A 22635-nucleotide genomic window follows, 5' to 3' on the forward strand; every position below is an offset into this window, starting at 1 on the left:
CTTCAGTTTGTTTGATCTCCTTGACAACAATGGCGGCCAACAGCTCGCATTAATGACCGGGCTCAGGCATTGCAGGGGTAACCTTGTTGTGCTAATGGATGACGATATGCAAAATCCACCCAAGGAGGTAATAAAGCTAATCCATAAAATTAACGAGGGTTACGACGTTGTTATCGGCACAAGGATAGTCTATAACCAATCTTGGCTGAGAAAGCTTGTATCGTACCTCCATCAAATGCTTGTGTTTATGAGCACAAAACAGAGAGTTTCGTTCAGCAACTTCTTAATTATGAGAAGCGTGATAGTGAAGATGCTTATTGAGGATCAAACGCCGAATCCTATTATTCAGGGGCTAATCTTAAAAAGTACATCGAATATAGCAAACACATTAATAGAGCATCACAAGAGGAAGCATGGAAATTCAAACTATAATATCGTAAAACTATTCATGCATTGGTTAAGGGTTTCTCCATATTACATATCCCTATCTGTGAGGTATTCACTTTTTCTGTTGATGATCATGGTGACCGTAGGGTTAGCTGCTAGTGTGTATTTGCTTGTAGAACATTTTCTAAGTCGTTAAAACCGTATCTTAAATGAGGAGAGGGCCGCCGCGCGGTATGCGCTGAGAATCAGTAGACCATTTAGAAACGATGTTTATTATGATCTGTTTTGTGGTTCGGGTACGACACCGGATAAACGTACTCAGTTCCCCGCACATCAAATCGAGCGAACAGAAGGGCGAAGCACCTGCACAAGTTCTAATTCTACGCAACATAAAGCGACTATAACAGACGCCGCGGCAGCGAGGTCGCCTCCTGTGGACGAGACATGTGGAATGCTTAATATTGATGGTTCTAAATCAATAAGTGAGATGTGACAGTTTTGCTCAAAAGTTTTATTACTATTTAGTAGGGATCTTAGCTTAACTGGAAGCACACGTCAGCCGAGTGCACTACCAAAGAAGTACTTCCTTAAATGGAGAATCATGGGGTTTTAGCTCAGCTGGGAGGGCGCATCGCTGGCAGCGATGAGGGCAGGGGTTCGATCCCCTAAACTCCACCATACAAACAATTCAAAACCCTCCACTAACTTGGAGGGTTTTGAATTGTTTCTTGGTTTTTGGCAGACGCTGATCGTTCATTCTATTGCACCTACTCAAGCAGGAGGAGCGGGCGGGAGGTGACAACGGCAATCGAAGGGATGACGGCGGAGACGCTTATGCAATATCCGCTGTCGGCTCGCTCTTCAAGGTTCAAACCGGAGTGAAGGGAGGAGCGACTTTTTTATATAAGGAAGGCTAACGACTTGGCGGAATAACGAGAGGTAGATTTTCGAATTATTCCGCTTTGGTTTATTTGTTTTTCTTCTCTCTTTTCAGAAAGTCGTTTTTATAATATTTCCATCCTAAATACACGCCAATCGCACATATTACAACTATTTCCACATTAATAATAACAACCGTGATGTTCAAACCCGTTCCTTTTTTTTCAGAATCAGCGCCTAGAGAAGGATCGGCAGGCTGAGGGTCAAATCTAAGGATATATAAATCATAGAAGCGATCGTTATCGCCAAACCCACGTATCCTGATATTCGATTGCGCTTCTTCACATCCTCTGTCGGTTTCTTTTTCCAGGAGCTTCTCCCTGACATTCGAAAAGACAGAACAGGATTAAATATTGAGATTAGGCTGGGTGTTCCAAGAACTAAGAAAAAAAGGGCAGCCATAATAATTCGATCTTCCATATCCATTTGCGTTCCCCCTCGTTGATTCTCTTTCAATCATATATCGGATATTTGCGGGAGGAAATTATAATCGATTAATTAAGTTGCAAAATGGTGTTAATGTAAAAAAAGGACCAAACTTTTTTTTGTTATGGACGTCGTAGTCAGTAACAAAGAAAATTCAGGTGGTGGAAGCGTGAACGTTCAAATCGACGCATTAAGCAAAGTCTACAGTGGGGAGAAACAAGCCTTAAGTGAAGTGAATTTAAAGATAGGTGTCGGCATGTTTGGATTACTGGGGCCAAATGGGGCAGGAAAAAGCACACTGATGCAAATCTTGGCAACGATTATTCCACCGTCACACGGAAAAGTTCAGATAGGTCCCTACCTGCTGGGTAGAGACGATCATCAAATTCGGCAGTGCTTAGGGTACCTGCCCCAAACTTCACGGTTTTTCGATAAATTGACCGGTGAGGAATTTCTTCATTATGTCGCTCTTTTGAAAGGGATAAAATCGACGAAGGATCGCCGCGCGGCGGTCAGCAGCCTTCTGGAAAAAGTGAATTTACAAAGACAAGCCAAACAAAGATTGAAAACTTACTCGGGAGGAATGAAGCAACGAATCGGTATTGCACAGTCTCTTCTTGGCAATCCAACAATCATTATTGTTGACGAACCTACGGCTGGTCTGGATCCTGAAGAACGGATACGGTTTCGTGAATTGTTGGAGGATTTAGGGAAAGATCGGACTGTTCTTTTATCCACTCATATCGTAGCCGATATTGAAGCCAGTTGTCAGTCCCTTGCTATATTGGATCGCGGAAAAATAGTCTTCTATGGATCAATGAAAAACCTTCTTTCCAAGGTGGAAAATCGAGTTTGGACAGCTATAGTCCCCGAGAGCGACTATCAGTGGAGCGGGAATCGAACTTGTTTTGTTAGCCGTCGGAAAATGGTTTCTGGCGATTTCGAAGTACGGATGATTGCGGATCGATGCCCGTATCCCGGAGCACAGCCGGCTACGCCAAATCTTGAGGATGCCTATTTATACTTTACCAGAGGTGAGACTTGTGAATGAATGGCTGGGGCATTTCAGTACGGAGTGGAAGCAACTAACGCGAGGTGCTTACTTTTGGATATTATTGTTTGTTGGGGGCTCTCATGCTTGGCTCGTGCATTCAGTCAACCGTTGGACGGCTCATGACGGCTATTATTTGCAGCAATTTGAGTTTATGTATCTGGGTGCTATCGCAATATTGGCTGTTCTGACAGGTGTTTATGGTGCCAGGAATCATCGAACGGCAAGCGAAGCGCAGCTCATGGCAAGCATCCCCTACCATTCCATCAAAAGATGGTCGGCCCAAATCGCTGTCCTCCTGATTCCGTTTACAATGTTCACATGTATTCCGGTAGGCATCTACCTTTGGAAAAGGGCCATGCTATATCCCGATGCCAGTTTATACCCTGGATGGTTCTTGTTATCTTCACTTATCCCGATGTTTTATGGCCTGGCATTAGGGTGGTTCCTGGGTGGACTGCTTAATAATAGAATCGGATATTTTCTCGGTTTCCTGCTATTTTTTCTACATATTTATGGCAGCCTGTTATTGCTGACTCCACATTTACCCTTGTCTGCACGGTTGATTCCGAATTTCCTGCTCTTTGATTATAAGTCGATGGGCTATTTTAATGACATGTTCGGATTTTCAAGGGAGCTTTCTTTCTGGATGCACCGCGGTTTTTATCTGTTTGTTGCATGTGCGCTCCTTCTGTTCAGGGTACGTACGAAAGCGCGGGCAAGACGCGAACCGGGCAACCGCGCCCAACGAACGGCGTTGCTGGCACTATGCATTCTTGCAGTTGGTTTCATGACAGGTCATATGTGGCTGAAGAAAGCTCAGGTGGCTGACGGAATAGTTATGGAACGCTTTGTCAGCCCTAATCAGAAACAGGAAATGAAAGAGCGAAATGCAATCCCATCCTTGATTTACGATTTGGATCTGAAGCCTTTGTTGAATGGTAATTTGCTTGTTCGGGCCGGCATTCAGTTTGCAGAAGAAAATACAGTGGCTTCTCTTCATTTCAAGCTTAGTGAAGCTTATACCGTTACTGAAGTTCTGGCTGACGAAAGTCCGGTTCCTTTTACTAGAAGCGGAAAGGAACTTCGATTGGATTTGAATAATAAAGCTCCCTCAGCTCTAATGATCGTTTATGAAGGAAATCCGGCCGTTTATAGAATGACGAACAGCAGTACAATGACCCCCATCCATTTTGCAAATCGGCGGAACGTTAATTTGCCGATGAGTCAAGAGTGGTTTCCGTTACCTTTATCGGTTGAGGGAGTGCCCAAGCGGGTGACCATCCACTATCCGGATACGTTACGTCTCTATAGCAACTATCGTACTATAGAGCGCAGACAGGCTAATCATGTCCAGACCATCGAATTTGAATCCGTCAATTCAACCGATTCCGGGTTTAATTTATGGGGAGGATTATTAAGGGAAACGGTCGTAGAGTCGGAAAAGACGAGTACGAAAGTGATCGCAAATGAACTGATCAATCCAGAGTATGCGCATGAGATCACAGCATTTTTTCAAGCCGGGAAAAATTTGGTGCTGCAATTGCTTCCGCAAGGTAAAGCCAACAAGCTGGATACCGTTATTCCCGTCGACTGGATTCAAAATTCATCGCGCGACATTAAGATGACCGGTGAAGGCTTTATTGAAGCGCCCTCCTACTTGCTTGATGGATTATATGAAGATAGCGAAGTCGCTCAAAAGGTCATTTCATTCTGGATCGATACCTATGGGGTGCTTGATCAGACAATCAAACCTCAAAGTCGACAACGCTTCATAGTCGCGCTGTCCGCGTATCTCTTAAAACAAGCGGATAAACCATTGCCGGTAGAACTGGGTGAGGAAACGCTTATCCATCAGATACAAGCCAATAATGAACAACAGAATCTGCATCTCCTAAAAACCCTGTATGAACAACTTTCAGGTTAAATGAAGAAGCGGTAGTGGGAGGACTTCATGAACAGGACCATTTTGGAAGTAAAGATCTTCTGGTCATCCTTAACAATCGCCTCAATTTGCTTGGTTCTATGCCAGGTTTTCGCAATTGTCATTCTACAGCCTTGGCATTTCGTAACGTCTATTCAACTGATCCATGTTCAAATCATTTATGAATATACGTTCCCGCTTGTTGTCGTTTTCTTGATGTCGCCGTTATTCGCCGTGGAGATCGGCAAGGAAACAAGCGGATGGTTTATGTCTCTTCCCTATCGCAGCTCCCTATTTTTTGTTGTGAGATGGTTGTTAGGACTTTGTATGGTCGGTATACTTTTTTTGGGTAGTATTTTAGTTATTCACTTGTGGGTGATTCCATTGCCTCTGCTGTCTTTTTCGATTCATGTACTTCCCCCGGCCTTGTGGCTGGGCCATCTAGCCCTTTTGATCAGTTTGATCGGCAGGTCCTATGTAGCCGGGCTTGGAGCCGCCTTATTTTACTGGGTAGTCGAATCCCTGACCAATGGGGCAATAACAAAAAAGTTTTCCTTGTTTTCAAGCAACGTTTCTTCGGATCCTAATTTTATTTCTAATCGTACTTTATTCATGCTTTCCGGTTTTGTAGCGATTATTCTTGCTCTCATGCTCTTTTGCCGACGGCATTTTTATTCAGGTCGAGCATGATGCGACACCAAGTAATTGGGGAAGGAGGAGGAGCATGACGGACGAAGAGCTTTTGCTTCAATTTGGCAATGGTCATATTTCCGCTTTGGAGACACTGACCTATCGCTATCATGCAGCTATTCAAACTTATATCCATCGAATGATGCAGTTCAAAGGAGTAGCCGAGGATTTAACGCAAGAATGCTTTATAAGGGTCATGACATCCGCGCGGTCAGGACGGTATCCTCAATGCTTTCGGCCGTGGATTTATAAAATCGCGACGAATCTTTGCCGTGACCATTGGCGCAAAGTCTCATCCAGCGAGCAAGCTTGCGAAGAATCGAAGCTGAGCACCATTCCGGCCAAGGATAATGTGTCGCATATCTATGAGAAGCAAGAAGAACGTGCGATTGTTATCCAAGCCTTGAATCAACTCTCGCCAATTCGCAAAGAGATCGTCATTCTCCGTTTTTACCAAGAGCTGAAATTGGATGAAATCTCGGAAATTTTGGATATTCCTTTGAGCACAGTAAAGTCACGGCTATACGAGGCTATTCGATCTTTGAATGTTCTTTTACACAACCATAATATGGAACGGGATACGAATCAAAAGGACCAAAGAGTTGAAAGGAGGAAAGGGAAAGATGGATAAATGGGCAGAGCTGACGGAAACGGATGTTGGGGAGGAGCAAGAATTAAAAAAAATCTTGGATCGGTATACCATAGACAAACCTGCCGTCGAAGATACGGCTTTATTTGCCGCAAGCCTCTTGCAACAATATCAACCCGGAGACGAACGTTCAACCGATAAACTGCAGGAGAGACTTCAAGCACTTAAATATCTTTTTCAAGCCCATATGCGGGTATTTGGTTTCAAATACTGGCTGTTAACTTTCGTTTTATTCAGCCTTGGCTTTGTAATTGAACTTACAATGAGAGATCATATTCCATTTCATCCGATTCCGGCTACAGCAGCTTTATTGGCTTCAGTAAGCGTATGTTTGGGCTTTCGTTCGTATGGCACGCCTATGTTTCAATTGGAGATGTCGCTGCCAGCCAACCCATTCGTAATGATTTTTAGCAGGCTGACGATAATCGCCGCGTATTGCTTTACTTTGGGTATTCTGATCCCCTTGTTTCTCCCTGCTTATTATGGGGATGTTGGAGCCTATCTGTTCAGTTGGATAATCCCTTTGGGCATCTTTGGTTTGGCGGCTTGCTTGTTCCTGTTCTACTTTGGTGTTTTTGCCGGGCTGTTAGGATCAACTGTAATCTGGCTCGTACAACTTCTCTTAAACGAGCGGTTGGGTTTGTTGTTTTGGTTCAGCGATATATCAAGTCCGGACTGGTTGGAGAGTAAGCTGATCGGCGCGGCGTTTATTCTTGTCCTTCTCCTGTTACTGATGTATCGGATTCAAAAAATGACTGCCGATGCAAGGATGGCCGCACCATGAAAATAATAATGCAGTCCGCTGCTACGAAAACTTTGGAACAATCCATTGGTCCGGTAAGCCTGACTTTATACCCGGGGTTGAACGGTTTGGTCGGTCCTAATGGATCGGGAAAGAGCGCTGTCATTCAACTGTTGGTTCACTGTATTCCCTTGTATTCGGGGAGTATCAAGTATGAACTGGATGGCGGCTATATTTCCTCTTTTCAAACCAGAAAACATAGCGGCTATGTTCCTCAGGAGATCTCTATTTATGATCGCTTTACTGTACGGGAATATCTTTCATATATCGCCGGCCTTAAATTTCGAGGATTCAAAGACGTAAGCAATACAATTGATTATCTTCAGGATTTTCTGGACATACGGTCGCTGTTGAATCAAAAGCTGGGAGAGATTTCTGTAGGTCAACAACGTTTAGCCATGATTGCACAGAGCTTGATTGGAAATCCACAGTTTTTGTTTTATGATGAACCCTTTAATAATCTGGATATTCGACAAAGAAAAAATTTGCTGGAATTGTTATCCGTCTTGGCTAAACAGTCCATCATACTCGTCTCCAATCATCTTGTTGAAGAGATGGGAGACTATTATGATCGAATCATTACCATGAAAGAGGGTATAATCACGAATATTCATAGTGCCTAAACAAGTCGCGTTTGGTCATTTGTTGCGGCGTTTGGTGGAGCTTAAATCCTGCGAACCCCCAGGCAATAATTATTGTGGTTTTGTTCTATTTAATGTTGAATGTTTCAGGGGCGATGCTTCAGGTGCGTGAGCCGGCGCAGGATTTACCGCTACCCATGTTGTTGCCGTAGAGACTCGCTTGCCGCCCGATTGTTTGCGCAGCCAGTACTTCAGTTGATAGTACGAAAGTTGCCGGGCTGCGCACCAAGCCCGCATCGTCAACCCGCTCGCGCGATATTCGCTTATTCGTTCCTGCCATAACTGCCACTTCTCGGTTTGATCACTTCCGTTCATGCGTCAGCGTACCTCCTGCTCGTTGATACGCTCAGTTTCTCATGTCCGTTCGCTACAGACTAGGTGTGCTGCATTTGACGCTTACTCATTAACTCAATTGCACTCGGGCACCGAAATACTCAGTTTATCTACATTATATCAAAAAAGTTGTTTACTTTTACCTAAAAAATACTTCCGAATCGAAGATTATGGTAGTGAACTCGCCTCACGCGGGAGAGCGCTCCACTGGCAGCGATGAGGTCAGGGGTTCGATCCCCCAGGCTCCATAACGAAGGATAGAGGTTGATCCTTATGGGTCAGCCTCTTTCTTCGTTAATTAGGATATCGATATCCCCTACCTAATGGAGGTGCATGGCGTCTGAATCTACCGTTATTGTCGGAGACGATGAAGCGGCCGAGCGGATTCATTATGCTCGTAGTAGCGACCAACATCAGCCTAAAGTCTTCTTAGAAAATTGCTGTACAACCTGCTTTCGATTCGCAACGCCCAGCTTATGGTACACATGTCTGCAATGCCTTTTTGCGGTTTCCATGGTGATGGCCAGCACATCCGCAATCGTACGATTGGATGCACCTTCGATTAGCAATTGGAATATTCGTTGTTCTTGTCGAGTAAGCATAGCGGTGGGAGAGAGGTTTGCAACATTCGTTTTCCCCTCTTTCGGCATCGCTTTGAGCAGAATGGTAACAAACTCGTCCAGCCCCGAGTTGCCCAGAAGCCGAGAGCGCTTGCGGCAAGCAGTCAGTAAATCAGTTAGAGCCGCCCCTTCATCCATGATCATGTGAATGTATCCCTGCGCATGAGCTTCCGATACTGCGTGCAGCATCTTCTCTACCGCTTTGTCGACTTTCCCCTGTTTGCGGTAAATTTGCGCCAATAACAGATGGGATTCGATCAAGTCCCTGGGGTGGTTTACCGTTAAAGCAGCTTGCAGAAGGCTTTCCCCAAACGTTAATGCTTCAGAGGTCTTCCCTATAAATATGTAAGCTCTCAGTAAGACAAAAGCTTCAAACATCCGTTCCTGAGGAATGGTGAAGAGCGACAGGACGGCGGTTGTTCGCATCCACTTCCTGACGTACCGGATATCTTGCTCCTTCATTCTCAGCTTCGATTCACATGCATCGACAACGGCAAGTTGTGCTTCAAGATTGCGGTGAATCAATTGATTCCGCGCTTGCCGCAGTGTTGCCCATGCCGCTTCCTTCTCGCCCTTGCCATATTTCAACTGAGCCCACGCTACATAAGCGGGAACGAACAAACCCGAATTGTCCAAATCCACGCTAAGTTTCAGACCCTCCCACAAATACGGCTCCGATTCATCCAGCCTTTCCTCTTCGTAGAGGCATTCTCCCATACAAATCAACATCACGGCGTACGCTGTATCTTTCTGCCCCCACCGAGGCATGCAAAATTCGCAGGTGGCAATAGCAGATTTCAGCACGCCATAGTGCCCGTACTTTCCCCGGAGCAGCGAAGCGGTATAGGGTTGAAAATAAAGCGAATGGCGATGCAGCTGACCGGGACCGCCGAGTAGTTCCGCCGCTTGCTGCGTGAACAACAACCCAAGCTCCGTCTCACTTCTGGAAAAATGGATCATGGAATGAAGCGCGGCCAAATAGCCGTTCAGCGGCTCATTCGTCGAAGCAAGTATCGCTTGCGGTTTGTCCGCCACAACGGCATTCAACAAGCCCAACACTTGCTCCGCTACATGGATTTGGCGTGCGTGTATAAGTGAATTGGCGAGCATCACGGCAAGTTCGGGGTACATAGTCAATTCTGCTTTCGTGAATCGCTCCAGCAGTTGCTTTAGATGGCTTATCCTCATCAACTCTGGTGCGTACCTGAGCACCAGTTCGGCGGCTTGATCTCGAAACCCTGCATCCAGCGCGTGCTCCACCGCCTGAATATATTCTTTGGATTCCTCCGCGTGAAGAGCGCACTTCCACTTCATCGCCGAATACGCTTCCTCGGACGAGTCCCGCAATTCCCTTTGCAAAAAAGCGGTGAACATTGGATGAAAGACGAAATACCCCGGTTGATGGTGTACCGGAAACAGGAACCACCCTTCTCTCGACAATACCGCGAGCGTTATTCTGGGCGACACATCCTCCATTAATTGCCTGGCCAGCCCTTCGCCGAGTTGCCCTGCAGCAGATACATTCATTAGTGCCAGTAACAATTCGGGACGATTCTCGGCGTGAATCAAGCTGCGAAAAAAAGTAGCGATATCATGCTCGGCTCGGCTGTGATATTCGGGTTCGCCGTATTTGTAGCCTTGTGTGCGAATGAGCGGTACATAGGCGTTTACACCGACGAACCAGCCTTGCGTGCGCTGCTTGAACTCCCCGATCTCCGACTTCGACAAACGGATGGAAGTCCTCTTCAGTATATAAAGGTACAGCTCGTGATCCGTTAAAACCAGGTCTTCCGCGACGAAGGAACCTCCTTCGCCGTCTTCATACATCGGGAAGCCGATGTCGGCGATTTGCCTGCCTGACACGATGGCGTGCAAGTGTGGTGGACTATATCGGAAGAATATCGCGAGAAAGCGAACAATGTCCGGGTTCCGGATCGACTCAAAACTGTCGAGGATCAGCATTTGCGGCTTTTCGACCCGTTCCAGCAAAGCCACCCACTCAGCCGCCAGCGATTCGAGCTGTAACGACAAGCTTTCGGCATCCGATTCGCATATCCGCTCAGACCATTTTCGCAGTTCCTCATCAGACGGAATGGGCAACCGATGCAGGAAATAGAACAGAAAGCGTCGTAGCTCGTCGTCCCCCGAATCAAGCCTCAGCCAGCCGATCGGCTGAGGCTGTCTGTCTGCCCAACACCTCAGGAGGGCGGTCTTCCCATAACCGGCAGGCGCGGTAATGACGGTCAATGTTCGATGCCAAGCCGCGTTCAATCTGGGAAACAACCGTTCCCGAATGAACGTTTGGGGAATGGGCTTCGGCGGATTTAATTTAGAACGGAACAAGGAGACATTTCCAAAAGTATGTGGAGATGACATCATTACCTTCCTTTTTTCTATAAGGGGTATATTCATAATAGCAAAAATACCCCCAAAGGAGTATTGTTTGACCAAAGTTTACCAGATACACTTTAATGGAAACCGTCGCAATACAAAGGGAGGAACTTCGGAAGATGAATAAGTTATTGAAGCAATTACTCGTATTCACGATAATAATCCAATTGTTTGCGGTGTCCGTATGGACTCAGGAGGCATATGCGACAAGCGGGACCCTCTCAGACCCCCATATCATTATGGATGAGGTTGACCTGTCCGATATTCGCAATGATTTGACAGCTCATTACAGGCTGGGGGCGAATATCGATCTGTCCGGCTATGATTTTGACGGCGCCGGCCCGGATACCGGGGGATGGCTGCCGATCGGCGCTGTAAACGACACAACAGCAAATCCGTTTACCGGCAGTTTGGACGGAAACGGCTATACGATCAGCAACTTGAAGATGGATCGGCCAACGATGATGTTTGTCGGGCTGTTTGGAAAAATAGACGGCGCCGCCAAATTGAGCGATATTCGCCTGCGGGATATTCAGGTAGTCGGCAACATATTTGTTGGAGGGCTTGTGGGCAATCAGGTAAACGGTACGATCGAGAGATCCTCTGTAACTGGTACGATTCGAGTGGCTGCTTCTAGTGCGGGAGGTTTGGTAGGGGTTCTCGCTTCTGGTATAATCGAGAATTCGTATGCGGTCGTGGATGTTAGCGGTTGGACCAGAATTGGCGGCTTGGTAGGCACGAACGCCGGCACGATCCGGAATGCCTATGCAGCAGGCTGGGTCAATGGCAATATTGAGATTGGGGGGCTAGTCGGATATAACGTAAATGCTACCGCTAGAATTGAGAGTTCCTACGCTGCGGGCAGTGTGAACGGGAATAGTCCCGTTGGCGGTTTAACCGGCGACAACGTTTCCGGCGGCTCCTCCGCAAACTCGTACTGGAACTTGGACACGACCGGCCAAGCAGGTAGCGTATTAGGAACGGGGGTTACATCGGAACAAATGAAAAACGCTAATACCTTCGGCTGGAATTCGTCAGTGTGGGGCATTATCGAGGGTATGACATATCCATATTTGCGAGCGTTCGGCATGGGAATCGGCGTCGATCCGTTGGCTGTGACGACATACAGCCTCAAGCCAGGTCAGGACGCCGTGTCGGTGACGGGCAGCGTCTATCACGAATCGGCAACGGAACCGATCGACGTCCAATACATCATTCGCGACAGCACAGGCGCCACGGTCACGAATGCTACATATGCGACTATGGACAGCGATGCCATGCGGCCGATCAACCGCCGCTTCTCGCTGTCTGGTTACGCCAATGGCGACTACACCTTAACGGTAATGGCAACGGACAGTCATCGGACGGCGGTCGGCACCACTTTGGCCTTCACGGTGAATGCCAGCGCTGCAGCTCCACCAACGGTTCACTTTACAAACAACAACGAAGCATGGACGCAAGCGGCATTGACAACTGTGACGATCAACGACAGTGGCGGCGGCGTAGACGCCTCGACACTTCAGTATGTTTGGTCAACTGATTCGGCGACACCGGGTCCGGGTGCGGTGTGGACTTTATTTGCTAACGGAGGTACGTTGTCGAGGAGCGGAGTCAGCGGAGATGTGTACTTGCATATTCGTGTGCAGGATCTTACGGGAAATACGGCAAACGTAGCATCGAATCGATTCCGGTTGGACAATGTCGCGCCGACGATCGACTTCAGTACGAACGGCAGCGAGACGCTGGCGCCGACGGCGTCGACAACGGTAACGGTGACCGATGCAGGTGGTGGAGTCGACGCTTCCTCGCTGCAATATGCGTGGACGCAAACCGCCGCCGTTCCCGCAAACGGCTGGACGGCTTTCACAAGCGGAGATACGTTGACGAAAGCCGGAGCAGACGGGGATTGGTATTTGCACATTCAGGCCAAGGATAATTTAGGCAATTCGGTGAACATGGCGTCGGATCCCTTCCTGCTGGATAACATTGGACCTTCGGTCAACATCACGATGACGAAAGCCGATACGAATCCGTATCCGGATAACACCTGGACGAATCAGGACGTTACCGTATCCACAGTTGCATCGGATACGAACAGCGTGATGTCAATCACGTATTCGCTCGACAGCGGTGCGACATGGAGGGGATACACGGCCCCTATCGTGCTGCAAGATGACAGCGTCCACTCCGTGTCTTTCAAGGCTGTCGATTCGGTGGGCAATGAAACGGTCGAACAGCGCACGGTGAAGATCAGCAAGAGCGGGTTAAGGCTGACGCCCACGCTGACGAAAGCGGACAATAGCGCCTTTACGAGTGGAGATTGGACGAACGGGAGCGTCACCGTGAGCGTCGACGCGGAAGCAGGCGCAAGCGGAATCGCCGCCTTGACTTATATGTTGGACGGAGGCTCGGGACAGGCTTATGCGAATGGGACGCCGATACCGTTCACTCAGGAAGGAACGCATACGATCTTGTTCCAGGTGACCGATACGGCCGGCAATTCGTTAACCGCCCCGCTGGCGGTAAACATTGATCTGACGGCGCCTTCTGTCAGCTTCGGCGTGAATGGCAGCGAGACATGGGCGAACTTGGCCTCAACTTCCGTAACGGTAAACGACAGCGGCGGCAGCCATATAGTCGCCTCCACGCTGCAATATGCATGGACGACAGATCCGGCGGCTCCGACATCGGGCTGGACGACGTTTACGAACGGGACAGAGCAGACGAAAGCCGGTGCCGATGGAGATTGGTACTTGCATATTCAAGGGCAAGATACGGCTGGCAATTCGGTGAATACCGTGTCGAACCGTTTCCGGCTGGACAATACGGCTCCGGTTATTACGCTCACCGGCCCGTCCAGCATGCACATGACGGCGGGCGGTGCGTACACAGAAGAAGGAGCGACGGCAACGGATACCGGCGGTTCAGGAGTCGCAGGCCCGGTAGCGGTGACCGGAGCGGTGAATGCAAACGCGCCTGGAACGTACACCTTGCGGTATAACGTATCCGATCTGGCGGGAAATGCGGCCGCGGAGGTTACGCGCACTGTCACGGTAGACGCGGAGGCTCCGCGGCCAACGTTCCCGCGCAGTGATGACAGTTCAGCGCCTGTCGTGACGAGGCCGGTCATCGATCTCAACGGTACGTCGCTTGATCCGGCTGACATCGACACTTCCAAGCCATCCGTCACCCTTGATGTTATGCCCAAGGACAGAGCAGCCATTGTCAGCATACCGGCGAGCATTTTGACGAGCCTCGAAGGCAAAAACGCTGCCTTTTTCATAGAAATCAAGACCCCGTACGGGAGCTATCAAGTCCCGGTAAATTTGGCGTCACTGATACCGGGGCTGAAGGAATGGGTTGAGAAGAACAACCTCAAAGCCGAGGAGATCAGCTTCAAGATAACCTTAACCGACAAGTCCGGCGACAAGGAGCTTCAAGCCGCGTTTGCAAACGGCTTGCCGAACGGCAAAGTGATGGGCGCAATGGTCGATTTTCACATCGATATCCTGAACGCCAAGACGGGTCAAACCATAGGAACGGCAGATCAATTCAGCAAGATGCTGACAAGGGTTATTCCGTTACCGAAGCCTATAACAAGCATGCCAGAGCATTGGGGCGCGTTCCGCTATAACGAAACGGCGAAGAAATTGGAGTTCGTCCCCGCCAAGAGCGTACAGACCGACGGCGTATGGTACGTGATGATCCGCTCTGATTCCAATAGCGCGTACGTTGTGGCGGAAAATGCAACGAGCTTCACCGATGTGCAAAAGCATTGGGCGCAGTTGTTGGTCGAGCAGGCCGCGGCGAAAGGCCTTGTGGAAGGGGGAGGCGGCGGAAGGTATAACCCTGACAATGCCGTGAGCCGAGCGGAGTTTGCCGCCATGCTCGTCCGGGCTTTGGGACGGGGTGCCGCCTATGTCGGTAGTGCAGCGCCTTATGACGATGTCCATCCAGGCGCGTGGTATTTTGGAGCCGTGGCAGCAGCGAAGGAGCTTGGATTGTTAGGTTTCGCGAGCGGCAACCGCTTCATGCCTGATCAACCGCTCACCCGCGAGGAAATGGCGAGTATGCTGGCCGCAGTGATGGTCCTTCAAGAGGCGCCGATCGCAAAGGAAATGGTGAACTTGGACGGCTACAAGGATATCGGAAAGGTAGACGCGTCCTATCTGGAGGATGTTCGCTTGATGGTGAAGTTTCGGATCATGACAGGCACAGGTGAGGATACTTTCAGTCCCAAGGGTGAAACGACACGCGCACAGGCGGCGGTCGTATTCATTCGTACGCTGCGCCAGCTTGGAATGATCGACTGATTAAATTCAAATCGTCATATGCAGTTCAATCCCGCCTGAGTGAATAACTTTATTCGGGCGGGATGTGTATCTTCTACGGGGGGATAAACTGCTTTCAATTTGTCCGGGAAAAAAGGATTTGGGAGTGAACCAATCAAAGTCGATGGATTCGCGATGCCCGATGGGCAAAGAGCGGCAAGAGTGCTAAGAACTAATAGTTGTTTTGCTGAATAAGCAAGGTGCACCGCAATTCGTTAAAATGCAAGTGATCCCCAACGAGACTATGATTCTTTCTGATGGGACAGTAAAAATAGAGATTCCATGTCCGCTTGATGTTCAACGCATCAATATTTCAGGTTATAATATCATTAAAAATGTCTGGATGAAATTTAATTCATACGACTTTACTCATTGTATCTTTTCACGCGATGATGTTATCGATTTGCTTAACTTAATTAATAAGTTGGTAGAATATGTTTCTTTGGTTGGGGAAATTGACGTTGTTATGCACGCTGTCATTGAGGGTCAGTATCCACTCTTAATACCTCCTGCAAGTAGAAGGCAAGAGGAGTGATCGACTATGGCTGATGTGTATGACAAGAAGATACGCTCATCTGTGATGCAAAAGGTGAAGTCGCAAGGCAATAAATCAACAGAGCTAGCCATGGGTGGTAGCAGAATCAGGGCTTGCTGAACGCTCAAAAATTCTCTAAAAACCGCATAAAAACAAGGGCTTCTCGGCTTTTATGTCGAATTCATATGCAAAGGAAAGCCCGAGAGAACGAGAGCACGACTCGAAAATTCAATTTAGATTCTGGAGGTCTCCGCATGGATTTCAAGCGATGGGCCGACCGGTACACGAAGGAAGAGCATCTACAGCAGACGGCTTTCTTTAACGTGCTCGAATACAAGTGCATGCAGCCTTATGTGCTTCATTGGCACGAGTTCTTCGAGCTGGAGATGATCGTCTCCGGCAAGGGAAAGCATCTGTTGAACGGGACGGAGATGACACTGTCGCCAGGCAGCCTGTTCGTCGTCGCACCGACGGACTTCCACGAAGTACATCCCGATCCGGAGGAGGGAATTGAGCTGATCAACGTCAAGTTCGCCGAAAGTTTCCTGGACGAGGAAGTGAGCGGCTGGCTGTACCGTTGTCCCGTCCCGCTCGCAGTCACACTGGCCGGAGAGGCGCGGGCAGTGGCGGAAGCTGACTGCCGGACGTTGCTGCGCGAGCAGGCAGAGAACCGCGAGCGGCTCGGTCGGACGCATCTGCTTCGCGGCACGCTGACCCGGCTGCTCATCGGCCTGCTCCGGGCCGCTTCCGATGCCGCCGGCGCCGTACTTCCCAGTGAGTACTGCCGTGCTGCAGCGGTTCCCGGACCCGTTCGCCAGGCGCTGCACTATATCGAATTACGCTATCGCGACCCGCTTACGCTGTCGATGGCAGCCGATCATGTTGGGCTGTCGGCCAGCTATTTCAGCGACTTGTTCCACCGCCATGTCGGGCGAACGTTCCAACAATACGTGCTAGAGCTTCGATTGCAATACGCCGACAAGCTGCTCCAACGCTCGGACCTGCCGATCACGGAGGTCGGCTACATGGCCGGCTTTAGTACGCTGCCTTATTTTAACCGTGCCTTCAAGCGATTTTTCGGACGGACGCCGAACGACGCACGCAAACGGGCTGGAACGGCGGATTGACGACGGCGTGGGAGTCCGGGAAAGGAAGATCGTCGATTTGGTGACGATCTTTCTTTCTTTTCGGAGCTCCCGATGACCGAATCCCGTGAGAAACGAGCAGTTTTGCAGCATACGCAACCGCTGCCGCCCTACTGTCCTACCGCCCCAGGATCGAAATCACCTCCGCCGGCCTCCGCGATCAGCGGAAGCCACCGCTTGTAATCCTCCAGATTGAAAGCCGGGAACCCGAGCAAATAATGGTTGCCGTAGCGGGCGCCTCCGATCTCCCACTGTAGAAGCAGCAGCCGCTTATCCGAATGTGAGATGCGGATTCGGCCTAGCGTCACGTTCTCGTTTGGAACCGCCCAGAACTCCCCCGTCAAAAGAGTCTCGTTCGTGTCGGCGTCCCACACGCGGTAAGTCCCCCTCTGCTCCTGCAGCGAATCGTTGCCAAGAACGGCGCGCACGTGCCAGCTTTCCGGCTCGTCGAGCATCAGGCACGTCTGGCCTTGTGAGCGACGAATGTAGGCGTACGCCAGTTTACGGCCTCCGTAATAATCGACGACCGCGTCCGAGAATTGTGGCCAGCCGTCCAGCATGTTCCACCAGATGATTCCCGTCCTGCGCCATTTGCGCAGCCGCACCGACTCGACGAAAAATTTTTTTGCCTCGGCCTGGGAGATTTGCGAGGCGAGGATGAATTCGGGCAAACGATCCGGGATGATGCCAAACAGCTCGCGGATTTGGTTGGCCATCAGCTTGATCCGGTATGCGTAATGGCCGTCTTTACCGAGCATGTCCGCGGCGTGAGTGATCCATTGGTCGTTGTCCTGCCACGGCCACAGCTTCTCCGGATCAAGGAACTTGCAGAGTGACGACAAGTTCGGGCAACCGTGATAGCCGGCTTCGCTCGAGAAGTGGTACGGGTTGTCCGTGTAAAATGTGCTCTTGTAGTAGTCGCGCGGCCCCCAGATATGACGCTCCGGCGCCAGATCGAAGTTTAGCCCTGCTTGCGGTGACATGTAGGGGGAGCTGGGCAGAAACGTCCGATAAGGGTCCTGCATGCGTATGACCGTGGGTAAGGTCTGCCGTGTGATCGCGTTGCCGCTCGGGAGCATCCCCTGGAATACGGACGTTTCATCGCACTCGTTGTCCCCACACCAGAGGATAAGCGACGGGTGATTGCGCAACTTGCGGACGACCGCCGTCGCCTCCTTCTCGATCGCCTGCCGGAAATCCTCCGTCTGCGGATGAAGCGAGCACGCCATCGCGAAATCCTGCCACACCATTAGCCCTAGCCGGTCGCACATGTCGAAAAATGCGTGGTCCTCATACACATTGCCGCCCCAACAGCGGACGATATTGCAATCCGCTTCGAGGAATAGCTCCAGCGCGGCTTCGTACTTTGCGGCATCGCAGCTGTGGAAGGCATCGAGCGGCACCCAGTTCGAGCCTTTGCACAGAATCGGCTTGCCATTCACCCGAATGAGGAACTCCCCGCCGCCTTCCGTTGTCGTGACCTCGGTGCGCGAAAGCTCGGCGGTCCGGATGCCGATCCGGTCCATCCGCTCGGCCAGTATCATTCCTCCGCGTACGAGCCGAGCTGTCACCTCATAGAGGTACGGCTCGCCATAACCGTGAGGCCACCACAGCATAGGCTTGTCTACCTCGACGCGTAGCTTGCCGGCCTTGAAGACGACGGCTTTGCGCGCGCGGAATTCGCTTTCGCCGCACCGTCCCTCGAGCTCTAGTTCAAGACCGTCGTAATACCATTCAGGCAACGTGTCCACTTCGTAAAAAACGGCGACTGTTGCGCTGGCCTCGTTCTGCCCCAGCGCGATGGTCGCGAAGTACAGGTCCTTGATCTCGTGCCTTCCGGGTACACGCAGTTGGACGGAGCGCCACAAGCCCGCCGAAACGGCGCGGGGCATGATGTCCCAGCCGAAGCCGTGCGGCGCCTTTCGGATCCAAAGCTGCTCCCAGTTATGAGGAAGCGCGTGCATGCCGGGCGAGTAATTCCGCTCCATCGCGGCGAGGAGCGGGGAGCGCAGCCGAACGGCGAGCGCGTTCGCCGAGCCGTCGCGCTTCAGCAAGCCCTCAACGCGAAAGGCGTGCTCGATGAACATGTTGTCGCTCTCGCCGATCAGGATGCCGTTCATCCAATAGGTCGCGAGGCAGTCGACTCCGTGGAAGAGAAGCTCTGCGGGTACGCCGACGGTTGCCTCGGAGGGTGTCGGGAACAACGTCTCGTACCACCATTCATACGTCTCGTAAGGGCGCAGGAGCAGGATATTGTTGCCATGGAACGGCTCCGGCAGCAGACCAGCCTTGATGAGGTCGAGCTCGACGTTGCCCGGCACTTCCGCCTCAACAGACGGCAGGCCGGAAGCCGCCAGTTCGTCGGGGTGAGCGACCAGGGCGTCGGGGGCGGCGGCCTGTCGGCCGTAGGTCAATCGCCATTTGCCGTTTAAACTAATTGTATTCATATCACGCATCTTCCTCCTGAGGATGACAGTCTGAATCCTGTTGAATACTGTCTCCATTGTAGCTGCCCAGCCGCGGCGAGCACTTCTCCTTTCATTGGAATACTTGACTTATCTTACGATTCGGCGAAAATGCGGCTTCCCTTTCGGATATAAGAAAATGCCTTCTTTTTGTTATGTAACCCATTTCTGTCTTGCAGATGGAGTGACGAAGATGTTAAAATCGACCGCGCAACTCGAAAATCAATTGATCCTGCCAGGCGATTTCTTCTTGCTCTTCGGCGGAAAGCTCGACGAATAAAGTCGGTGGGTTCAATTGGCTCGACTGGTACCGTGGGCAGAACCTGGAGAAGCCCGAATGAATTCCAGAGAGTATGAATAGTCTAGCAGCATAAAGCGTCATCCCGGCCATGGCTAGTGGCCGCGCTCCGATCTTGTCGAACAGTTGCCGGCGATCGGCATCACAAATCCAACGATAAGCGTCATAGGCATTTGAAGTAGTCCCGTATGAAGCGGCGAGAGCCCCTTGACCCTTACGACTATAGATTCCTTCGAAAAAGTTAACGTTGCAGGACGTTCACCGTCAGAGGCGTGTGTGCGGAGCTTAAGCGGCGGATGTCTGCCCCGAATTCCAGTACTGCGGCGATCCGTTCCTGAGGCCGAATTCCAAATGGCGTACATTTTTCGCGACTGTAAGTCCATTCCGGAATGGTTCGGTAAACGTGCCAGTGGTTGGTCTTGGTCAACAATTGAAAGTTCTGAATCAGACTGCATACGGCCGCGTAATCCTCATCCTGCTTGTGGAGATCGCCTTCTTCCTTGGCCACGACAAGCAGGAATTCCGTGGACGAGTTCCCTTGTAAACTGCGAAGTTTGCCGGCCGCTTCTCCTCCTGTTACATAGACAAAACGCCACGGTTCCCGCATCCCGTCGTTTGGCGCATAGACAGCTGCATTCAACATTCCCAGAATGGTTTGCGGAGAATACGGCAAAATGTCCGCATTCATGTGCGGGTGCGGGTGGTCATCCCCGCCGATCACCGTCCATTTCTGTTCCGCAGGCGTTCTCTTCCGGGCTCTGGGCACTTTCTCAAAGTATCCGATACTCAGAATTCCGGCAAAACGCTCCCCGTTCTGCAATCCGATTTCCTTGAAGAAAGTCTCGCTCATGATTTGCGGGTCCGTATACCACAGCATGCCCAGCCCTTGCTCCCAGCCTAGCAGTTGGAAATTCTGCATGATGCTGCAGACCGCGGCGTAATTCTCGTCGCTCTGCCGCCGCGTGTTGGCGGATTCCGTAATGAAAGCTAATTGAGCGGGAATCTCGGCGGCTTGTTTGCTAAAAAAGTCGGTCATTCTGTCGGGAATGAACTTGCCGAAACGACTTTCCTTGATCTTGGCGAGCATGCTTCCGGCCAGCCGTTGACGCGATTCCAGGGAATCGTAATAGATGCAGCGCCAGCGTGGAGTGCCCGCGGGTTCATACAAACCGGCGGCTTCATTCAACAAGGAAATAATCTGCTCTTGCGCGACTGGCGTGGACTTGAATTTGCGAATCGTTCTGCGTTCTCTTATCGTTGCGGAAGCATTAATAAGAATCCCCTCCTGCGCTGATATTGTTAACTAGTTAACAATTAATTTTGTTAATGAGTAAACTATATAATCGAATGAGGGGTGCTGTCAATCGGAAGTTTGGATGAATGATGCGGTTTGATTGTTTTGATGGAGTGTGCTATGTTGGTTTACATATAAACAAAAAGGGGAGACCGAATGTATGAACTCGTCCGAGGGACTTAAACGGTTGCTGTACAGCCGATTTCTTCATTTTGCGCATTTGACCGAACAAATCTTCACGACGGAAAGCGAAGAATTCGCGGATTTCGCCCGGCTGAAAGGGCTGAGTTCGTTCCCGACCAATCTAACCAGCGTCCATACCATCGATTGCATCGGCCATAATGAGCCTATCAATAATACTTCCATTGCGGAGAAAATGAATTTATCCAAGGCGAGCATTACCAAGATCAGCACCAAGCTGCTGGAGGAAGACTTCATCAAACGCAGCCAGATGAACGACAACAAAAAAGAAGTCTATTTCAGCCTGACGCCCAAAGGCCGACAGATCTTCGAGGTTCATGCCATGATGCATGTCTTCATCGAGAACCGTTTTATCGATGCAATGAATGTCTTTTCGGAATCGGAGCTTCAGGCCGTCCTGAAGTTCTTTGAAATGATGAATCAACATAACGATAATATCGCAAAAGGGGAAGAAATATTGCCCGCACAGCAAGGGCATTGAGGAAAGCATAATAGAATCTAAGGCCAAAATGATCCGCAGGATGACAGAGAATCCTGCAGATTTCTATGATATGGAATTTTCAATAGCTTTGTGTTGTTCATTGTTTTCAAATGCCACAGTAAGACGCGGTAAAGGTATGCCTAACTTTTTTGCTTCTCTCATAACTTCAAGTACCGCAAAACCTGCTTTACTATTGTTGTATTCCATGAAAAGTCGTGGTAAGCTGCCCTTTGCAAAAATAACCTTGTTAAAAAGCGTGCCGAGAAGTGCAGGTGGAATCTTAGTCAACAGTAGAGAAATCGTATCAATCTTTGCACCTCTCGCTTTAAGTACAGGGACAATTTCCCTCATATTCTTACCAACATTTGCGAATGAGTCACTATGATTCATGAGTGCTGGAAAACTTCCCAGTTTTAACACCTCGGTCTCCATAGCCGCATTCATGGCAAAGTGATTCCATAGCCAGTTTTGCATATCCTTTACCCAACTAATTTTAAAATGGGCACTTTCAAATAGTTCTTTGACCTTGTTGTTAATTTGTTCAGTGCCTACCCGTGGTTTTTCCAGAAATAGCATTTTCAAAAAGCCACCTCTAAGCCTATTGTCCGCGATGCCGCCTCCTCCTCCTGGGAATCCAAAGACAACATTGTTCATAGACAATGGTGAGATCGATGATTTCAAATCTTGCCAAACGTTATTGAATATTAGGACAGGGGTGGTTCCAGCAACAGTCGATAGTAATTGTGCTGCTTCTGGAAGTTGTTCCGTGTTGACACTCACAATAATGAGATCATAATTTGGGCTCAGCTCCTCGTGCAGTTTGACGTTCCAGCTTTCTTTTATTAGCTGTTTCCCTCTTCGTGCGTCCCACATTTCAAGCTCTATGTTGCTTCCGAAGGTTTCTTTTCTCCCTTTTCTAACGTAAAACTCAACTGTATGCCCTGCCTTTTCAAAAGCCCAAGCATATTGGGTCGATATTACACCTCTACCGAAGAATAAAATTCTCATATTAGCCTCCTAAAAATATATGTT

17 protein-coding genes and 1 tRNA gene are annotated in these 22635 nt (G+C 49.8%); 12 read left to right on the forward strand and 6 right to left on the reverse strand.

What is annotated here, in order from left to right:
* Nucleotides 1–7: 7 nt before the first annotated feature.
* Complete coding sequence (locus PKO02S_RS33925; protein WP_127585655.1) at nucleotides 8–583, forward strand: glycosyltransferase; 576 nt, start codon at nucleotides 8–10, stop codon at nucleotides 581–583.
* A gap of 407 nt (nucleotides 584–990) precedes the next feature.
* Nucleotides 991–1065: transfer RNA gene (locus PKO02S_RS20210), tRNA-Ala, on the forward strand.
* Between the two features lie 438 nt (nucleotides 1066–1503).
* On the opposite strand, the gene PKO02S_RS20215 is transcribed toward PKO02S_RS20210, so the two are convergent.
* Nucleotides 1504–1752: a hypothetical protein gene (locus PKO02S_RS20215; protein ID WP_127585656.1), complete on the reverse strand. Its 249-nt coding sequence runs from the start codon at nucleotides 1750–1752 to the stop codon at nucleotides 1504–1506.
* A 169-nt stretch (nucleotides 1753–1921) separates the two neighbouring features.
* On the opposite strand from PKO02S_RS20215, the gene PKO02S_RS20220 reads away from it, so the two are divergent.
* The 6 genes from PKO02S_RS20220 to PKO02S_RS20245 are packed head-to-tail and all read left to right on the forward strand — an operon-like array spanning nucleotide 1922 to nucleotide 7491.
* Nucleotides 1922–2803 (forward strand): ABC transporter ATP-binding protein, encoded by an 882-nt coding sequence (locus PKO02S_RS20220; RefSeq protein ID WP_127585657.1) that lies wholly within the window; start codon nucleotides 1922–1924, stop codon nucleotides 2801–2803.
* Nucleotides 2796–4730, forward strand: coding sequence for a hypothetical protein (locus PKO02S_RS20225; RefSeq protein WP_127585658.1), 1935 nt, complete (start codon nucleotides 2796–2798; stop codon nucleotides 4728–4730). The genes PKO02S_RS20220 and PKO02S_RS20225 overlap by 8 nt, the downstream gene beginning before the upstream one ends.
* Before the next feature lie 27 nt (nucleotides 4731–4757).
* Nucleotides 4758–5417 carry a hypothetical protein gene (locus PKO02S_RS20230; protein WP_127585659.1) on the forward strand — a complete coding sequence of 220 codons (660 nt, stop codon included), beginning with the start codon at nucleotides 4758–4760 and terminating at the stop codon, nucleotides 5415–5417.
* Nucleotides 5418–5451: 34 nt separating this feature from the next.
* Nucleotides 5452–6048 (forward strand): RNA polymerase sigma factor, encoded by a 597-nt coding sequence (locus PKO02S_RS20235; protein WP_127585660.1) that lies wholly within the window; start codon nucleotides 5452–5454, stop codon nucleotides 6046–6048.
* Nucleotides 6041–6850: a hypothetical protein gene (locus PKO02S_RS20240; protein WP_127585661.1), complete on the forward strand. Its 810-nt coding sequence runs from the start codon at nucleotides 6041–6043 to the stop codon at nucleotides 6848–6850. The genes PKO02S_RS20235 and PKO02S_RS20240 overlap by 8 nt, the downstream gene beginning before the upstream one ends.
* Complete coding sequence (locus PKO02S_RS20245) at nucleotides 6847–7491, forward strand: ATP-binding cassette domain-containing protein (RefSeq protein ID WP_127585662.1); 645 nt, start codon at nucleotides 6847–6849, stop codon at nucleotides 7489–7491. The genes PKO02S_RS20240 and PKO02S_RS20245 overlap by 4 nt, the downstream gene beginning before the upstream one ends.
* A 69-nt stretch (nucleotides 7492–7560) precedes the next feature.
* On the opposite strand, the gene tnpA is transcribed toward PKO02S_RS20245, so the two are convergent.
* Complete coding sequence (gene tnpA / locus PKO02S_RS20250; RefSeq protein WP_127585663.1) at nucleotides 7561–7824, reverse strand: IS66 family insertion sequence element accessory protein TnpA; 264 nt, start codon at nucleotides 7822–7824, stop codon at nucleotides 7561–7563.
* A gap of 431 nt (nucleotides 7825–8255) precedes the next feature.
* Nucleotides 8256–10733: a LuxR C-terminal-related transcriptional regulator gene (locus PKO02S_RS20255; protein ID WP_164821572.1), complete on the reverse strand. Its 2478-nt coding sequence runs from the start codon at nucleotides 10731–10733 to the stop codon at nucleotides 8256–8258.
* Between the two features lie 239 nt (nucleotides 10734–10972).
* Between PKO02S_RS20255 and PKO02S_RS20260 the strand changes: the two genes are divergently transcribed.
* From PKO02S_RS20260 to PKO02S_RS20270, 3 genes are all read left to right on the forward strand, one after another.
* Nucleotides 10973–15166 (forward strand): S-layer homology domain-containing protein, encoded by a 4194-nt coding sequence (locus PKO02S_RS20260; protein ID WP_164821573.1) that lies wholly within the window; start codon nucleotides 10973–10975, stop codon nucleotides 15164–15166.
* Nucleotides 15167–15368: 202 nt separating this feature from the next.
* Nucleotides 15369–15719, forward strand: a complete 351-nt coding sequence (locus PKO02S_RS20265; protein WP_127585666.1) for a hypothetical protein — start codon at nucleotides 15369–15371, stop codon at nucleotides 15717–15719.
* 254 nt (nucleotides 15720–15973) lie between these two features.
* Entirely contained in the window at nucleotides 15974–16846 is an 873-nt protein-coding gene (locus tag PKO02S_RS20270) for an AraC family transcriptional regulator (protein ID WP_164821574.1), read from the forward strand.
* A gap of 128 nt (nucleotides 16847–16974) precedes the next feature.
* Here the strand turns inward: PKO02S_RS20270 and PKO02S_RS20275 are convergent, their stop codons facing one another.
* Together PKO02S_RS20275 and PKO02S_RS20280 are read right to left on the reverse strand one after the other, a co-directional pair.
* Nucleotides 16975–19311 (reverse strand): glycoside hydrolase family 2 protein, encoded by a 2337-nt coding sequence (locus tag PKO02S_RS20275; protein ID WP_164821575.1) that lies wholly within the window; start codon nucleotides 19309–19311, stop codon nucleotides 16975–16977.
* Between the two features lie 557 nt (nucleotides 19312–19868).
* On the reverse strand, nucleotides 19869–20924 hold the full coding sequence (locus PKO02S_RS20280; protein ID WP_307720033.1) for a nitroreductase family protein: 1056 nt from the start codon (nucleotides 20922–20924) through the stop codon (nucleotides 19869–19871).
* A 157-nt stretch (nucleotides 20925–21081) separates the two neighbouring features.
* On the opposite strand from PKO02S_RS20280, the gene PKO02S_RS20285 reads away from it, so the two are divergent.
* Entirely contained in the window at nucleotides 21082–21603 is a 522-nt protein-coding gene (locus PKO02S_RS20285) for a MarR family transcriptional regulator (protein ID WP_127585670.1), read from the forward strand.
* Nucleotides 21604–21666: 63 nt separating this feature from the next.
* On the opposite strand, the gene PKO02S_RS20290 is transcribed toward PKO02S_RS20285, so the two are convergent.
* Entirely contained in the window at nucleotides 21667–22611 is a 945-nt protein-coding gene (locus PKO02S_RS20290) for a ketopantoate reductase family protein (protein WP_127585671.1), read from the reverse strand.
* Nucleotides 22612–22635: the final 24 nt, after the last annotated feature.

This window comes from Paenibacillus koleovorans NBRC 103111, from assembly GCF_004000845.1.
Classification (GTDB): Bacteria; Bacillota; Bacilli; order Paenibacillales; family NBRC-103111; genus Paenibacillus_AA; species Paenibacillus_AA koleovorans.

Excerpts from the sequence above, each read along its gene's own strand:
- PKO02S_RS20215 (WP_127585656.1), bottom strand. The coding sequence starts at position 1,752 with ATGGATATGGAAGATCGAATTATTATGGCTGCCCTTTTTTTCTTAGTT.
- PKO02S_RS20260 (WP_164821573.1), top strand. The coding sequence starts at position 10,973 with ATGAATAAGTTATTGAAGCAATTACTCGTATTCACGATAATAATCCAA.
- PKO02S_RS20245 (WP_127585662.1), top strand. The coding sequence starts at position 6,847 with ATGAAAATAATAATGCAGTCCGCTGCTACGAAAACTTTGGAACAATCC.
- tnpA (WP_127585663.1), bottom strand. The coding sequence starts at position 7,824 with ATGAACGGAAGTGATCAAACCGAGAAGTGGCAGTTATGGCAGGAACGA.
- PKO02S_RS20285 (WP_127585670.1), top strand. The coding sequence starts at position 21,082 with ATGAACTCGTCCGAGGGACTTAAACGGTTGCTGTACAGCCGATTTCTT.
- PKO02S_RS20235 (WP_127585660.1), top strand. The coding sequence starts at position 5,452 with ATGACGGACGAAGAGCTTTTGCTTCAATTTGGCAATGGTCATATTTCC.
- PKO02S_RS20290 (WP_127585671.1), bottom strand. The coding sequence starts at position 22,611 with ATGAGAATTTTATTCTTCGGTAGAGGTGTAATATCGACCCAATATGCT.
- PKO02S_RS20240 (WP_127585661.1), top strand. The coding sequence starts at position 6,041 with ATGGATAAATGGGCAGAGCTGACGGAAACGGATGTTGGGGAGGAGCAA.
- PKO02S_RS20270 (WP_164821574.1), top strand. The coding sequence starts at position 15,974 with ATGGATTTCAAGCGATGGGCCGACCGGTACACGAAGGAAGAGCATCTA.
- PKO02S_RS20230 (WP_127585659.1), top strand. The coding sequence starts at position 4,758 with ATGAACAGGACCATTTTGGAAGTAAAGATCTTCTGGTCATCCTTAACA.
- PKO02S_RS20275 (WP_164821575.1), bottom strand. The coding sequence starts at position 19,311 with ATGAATACAATTAGTTTAAACGGCAAATGGCGATTGACCTACGGCCGA.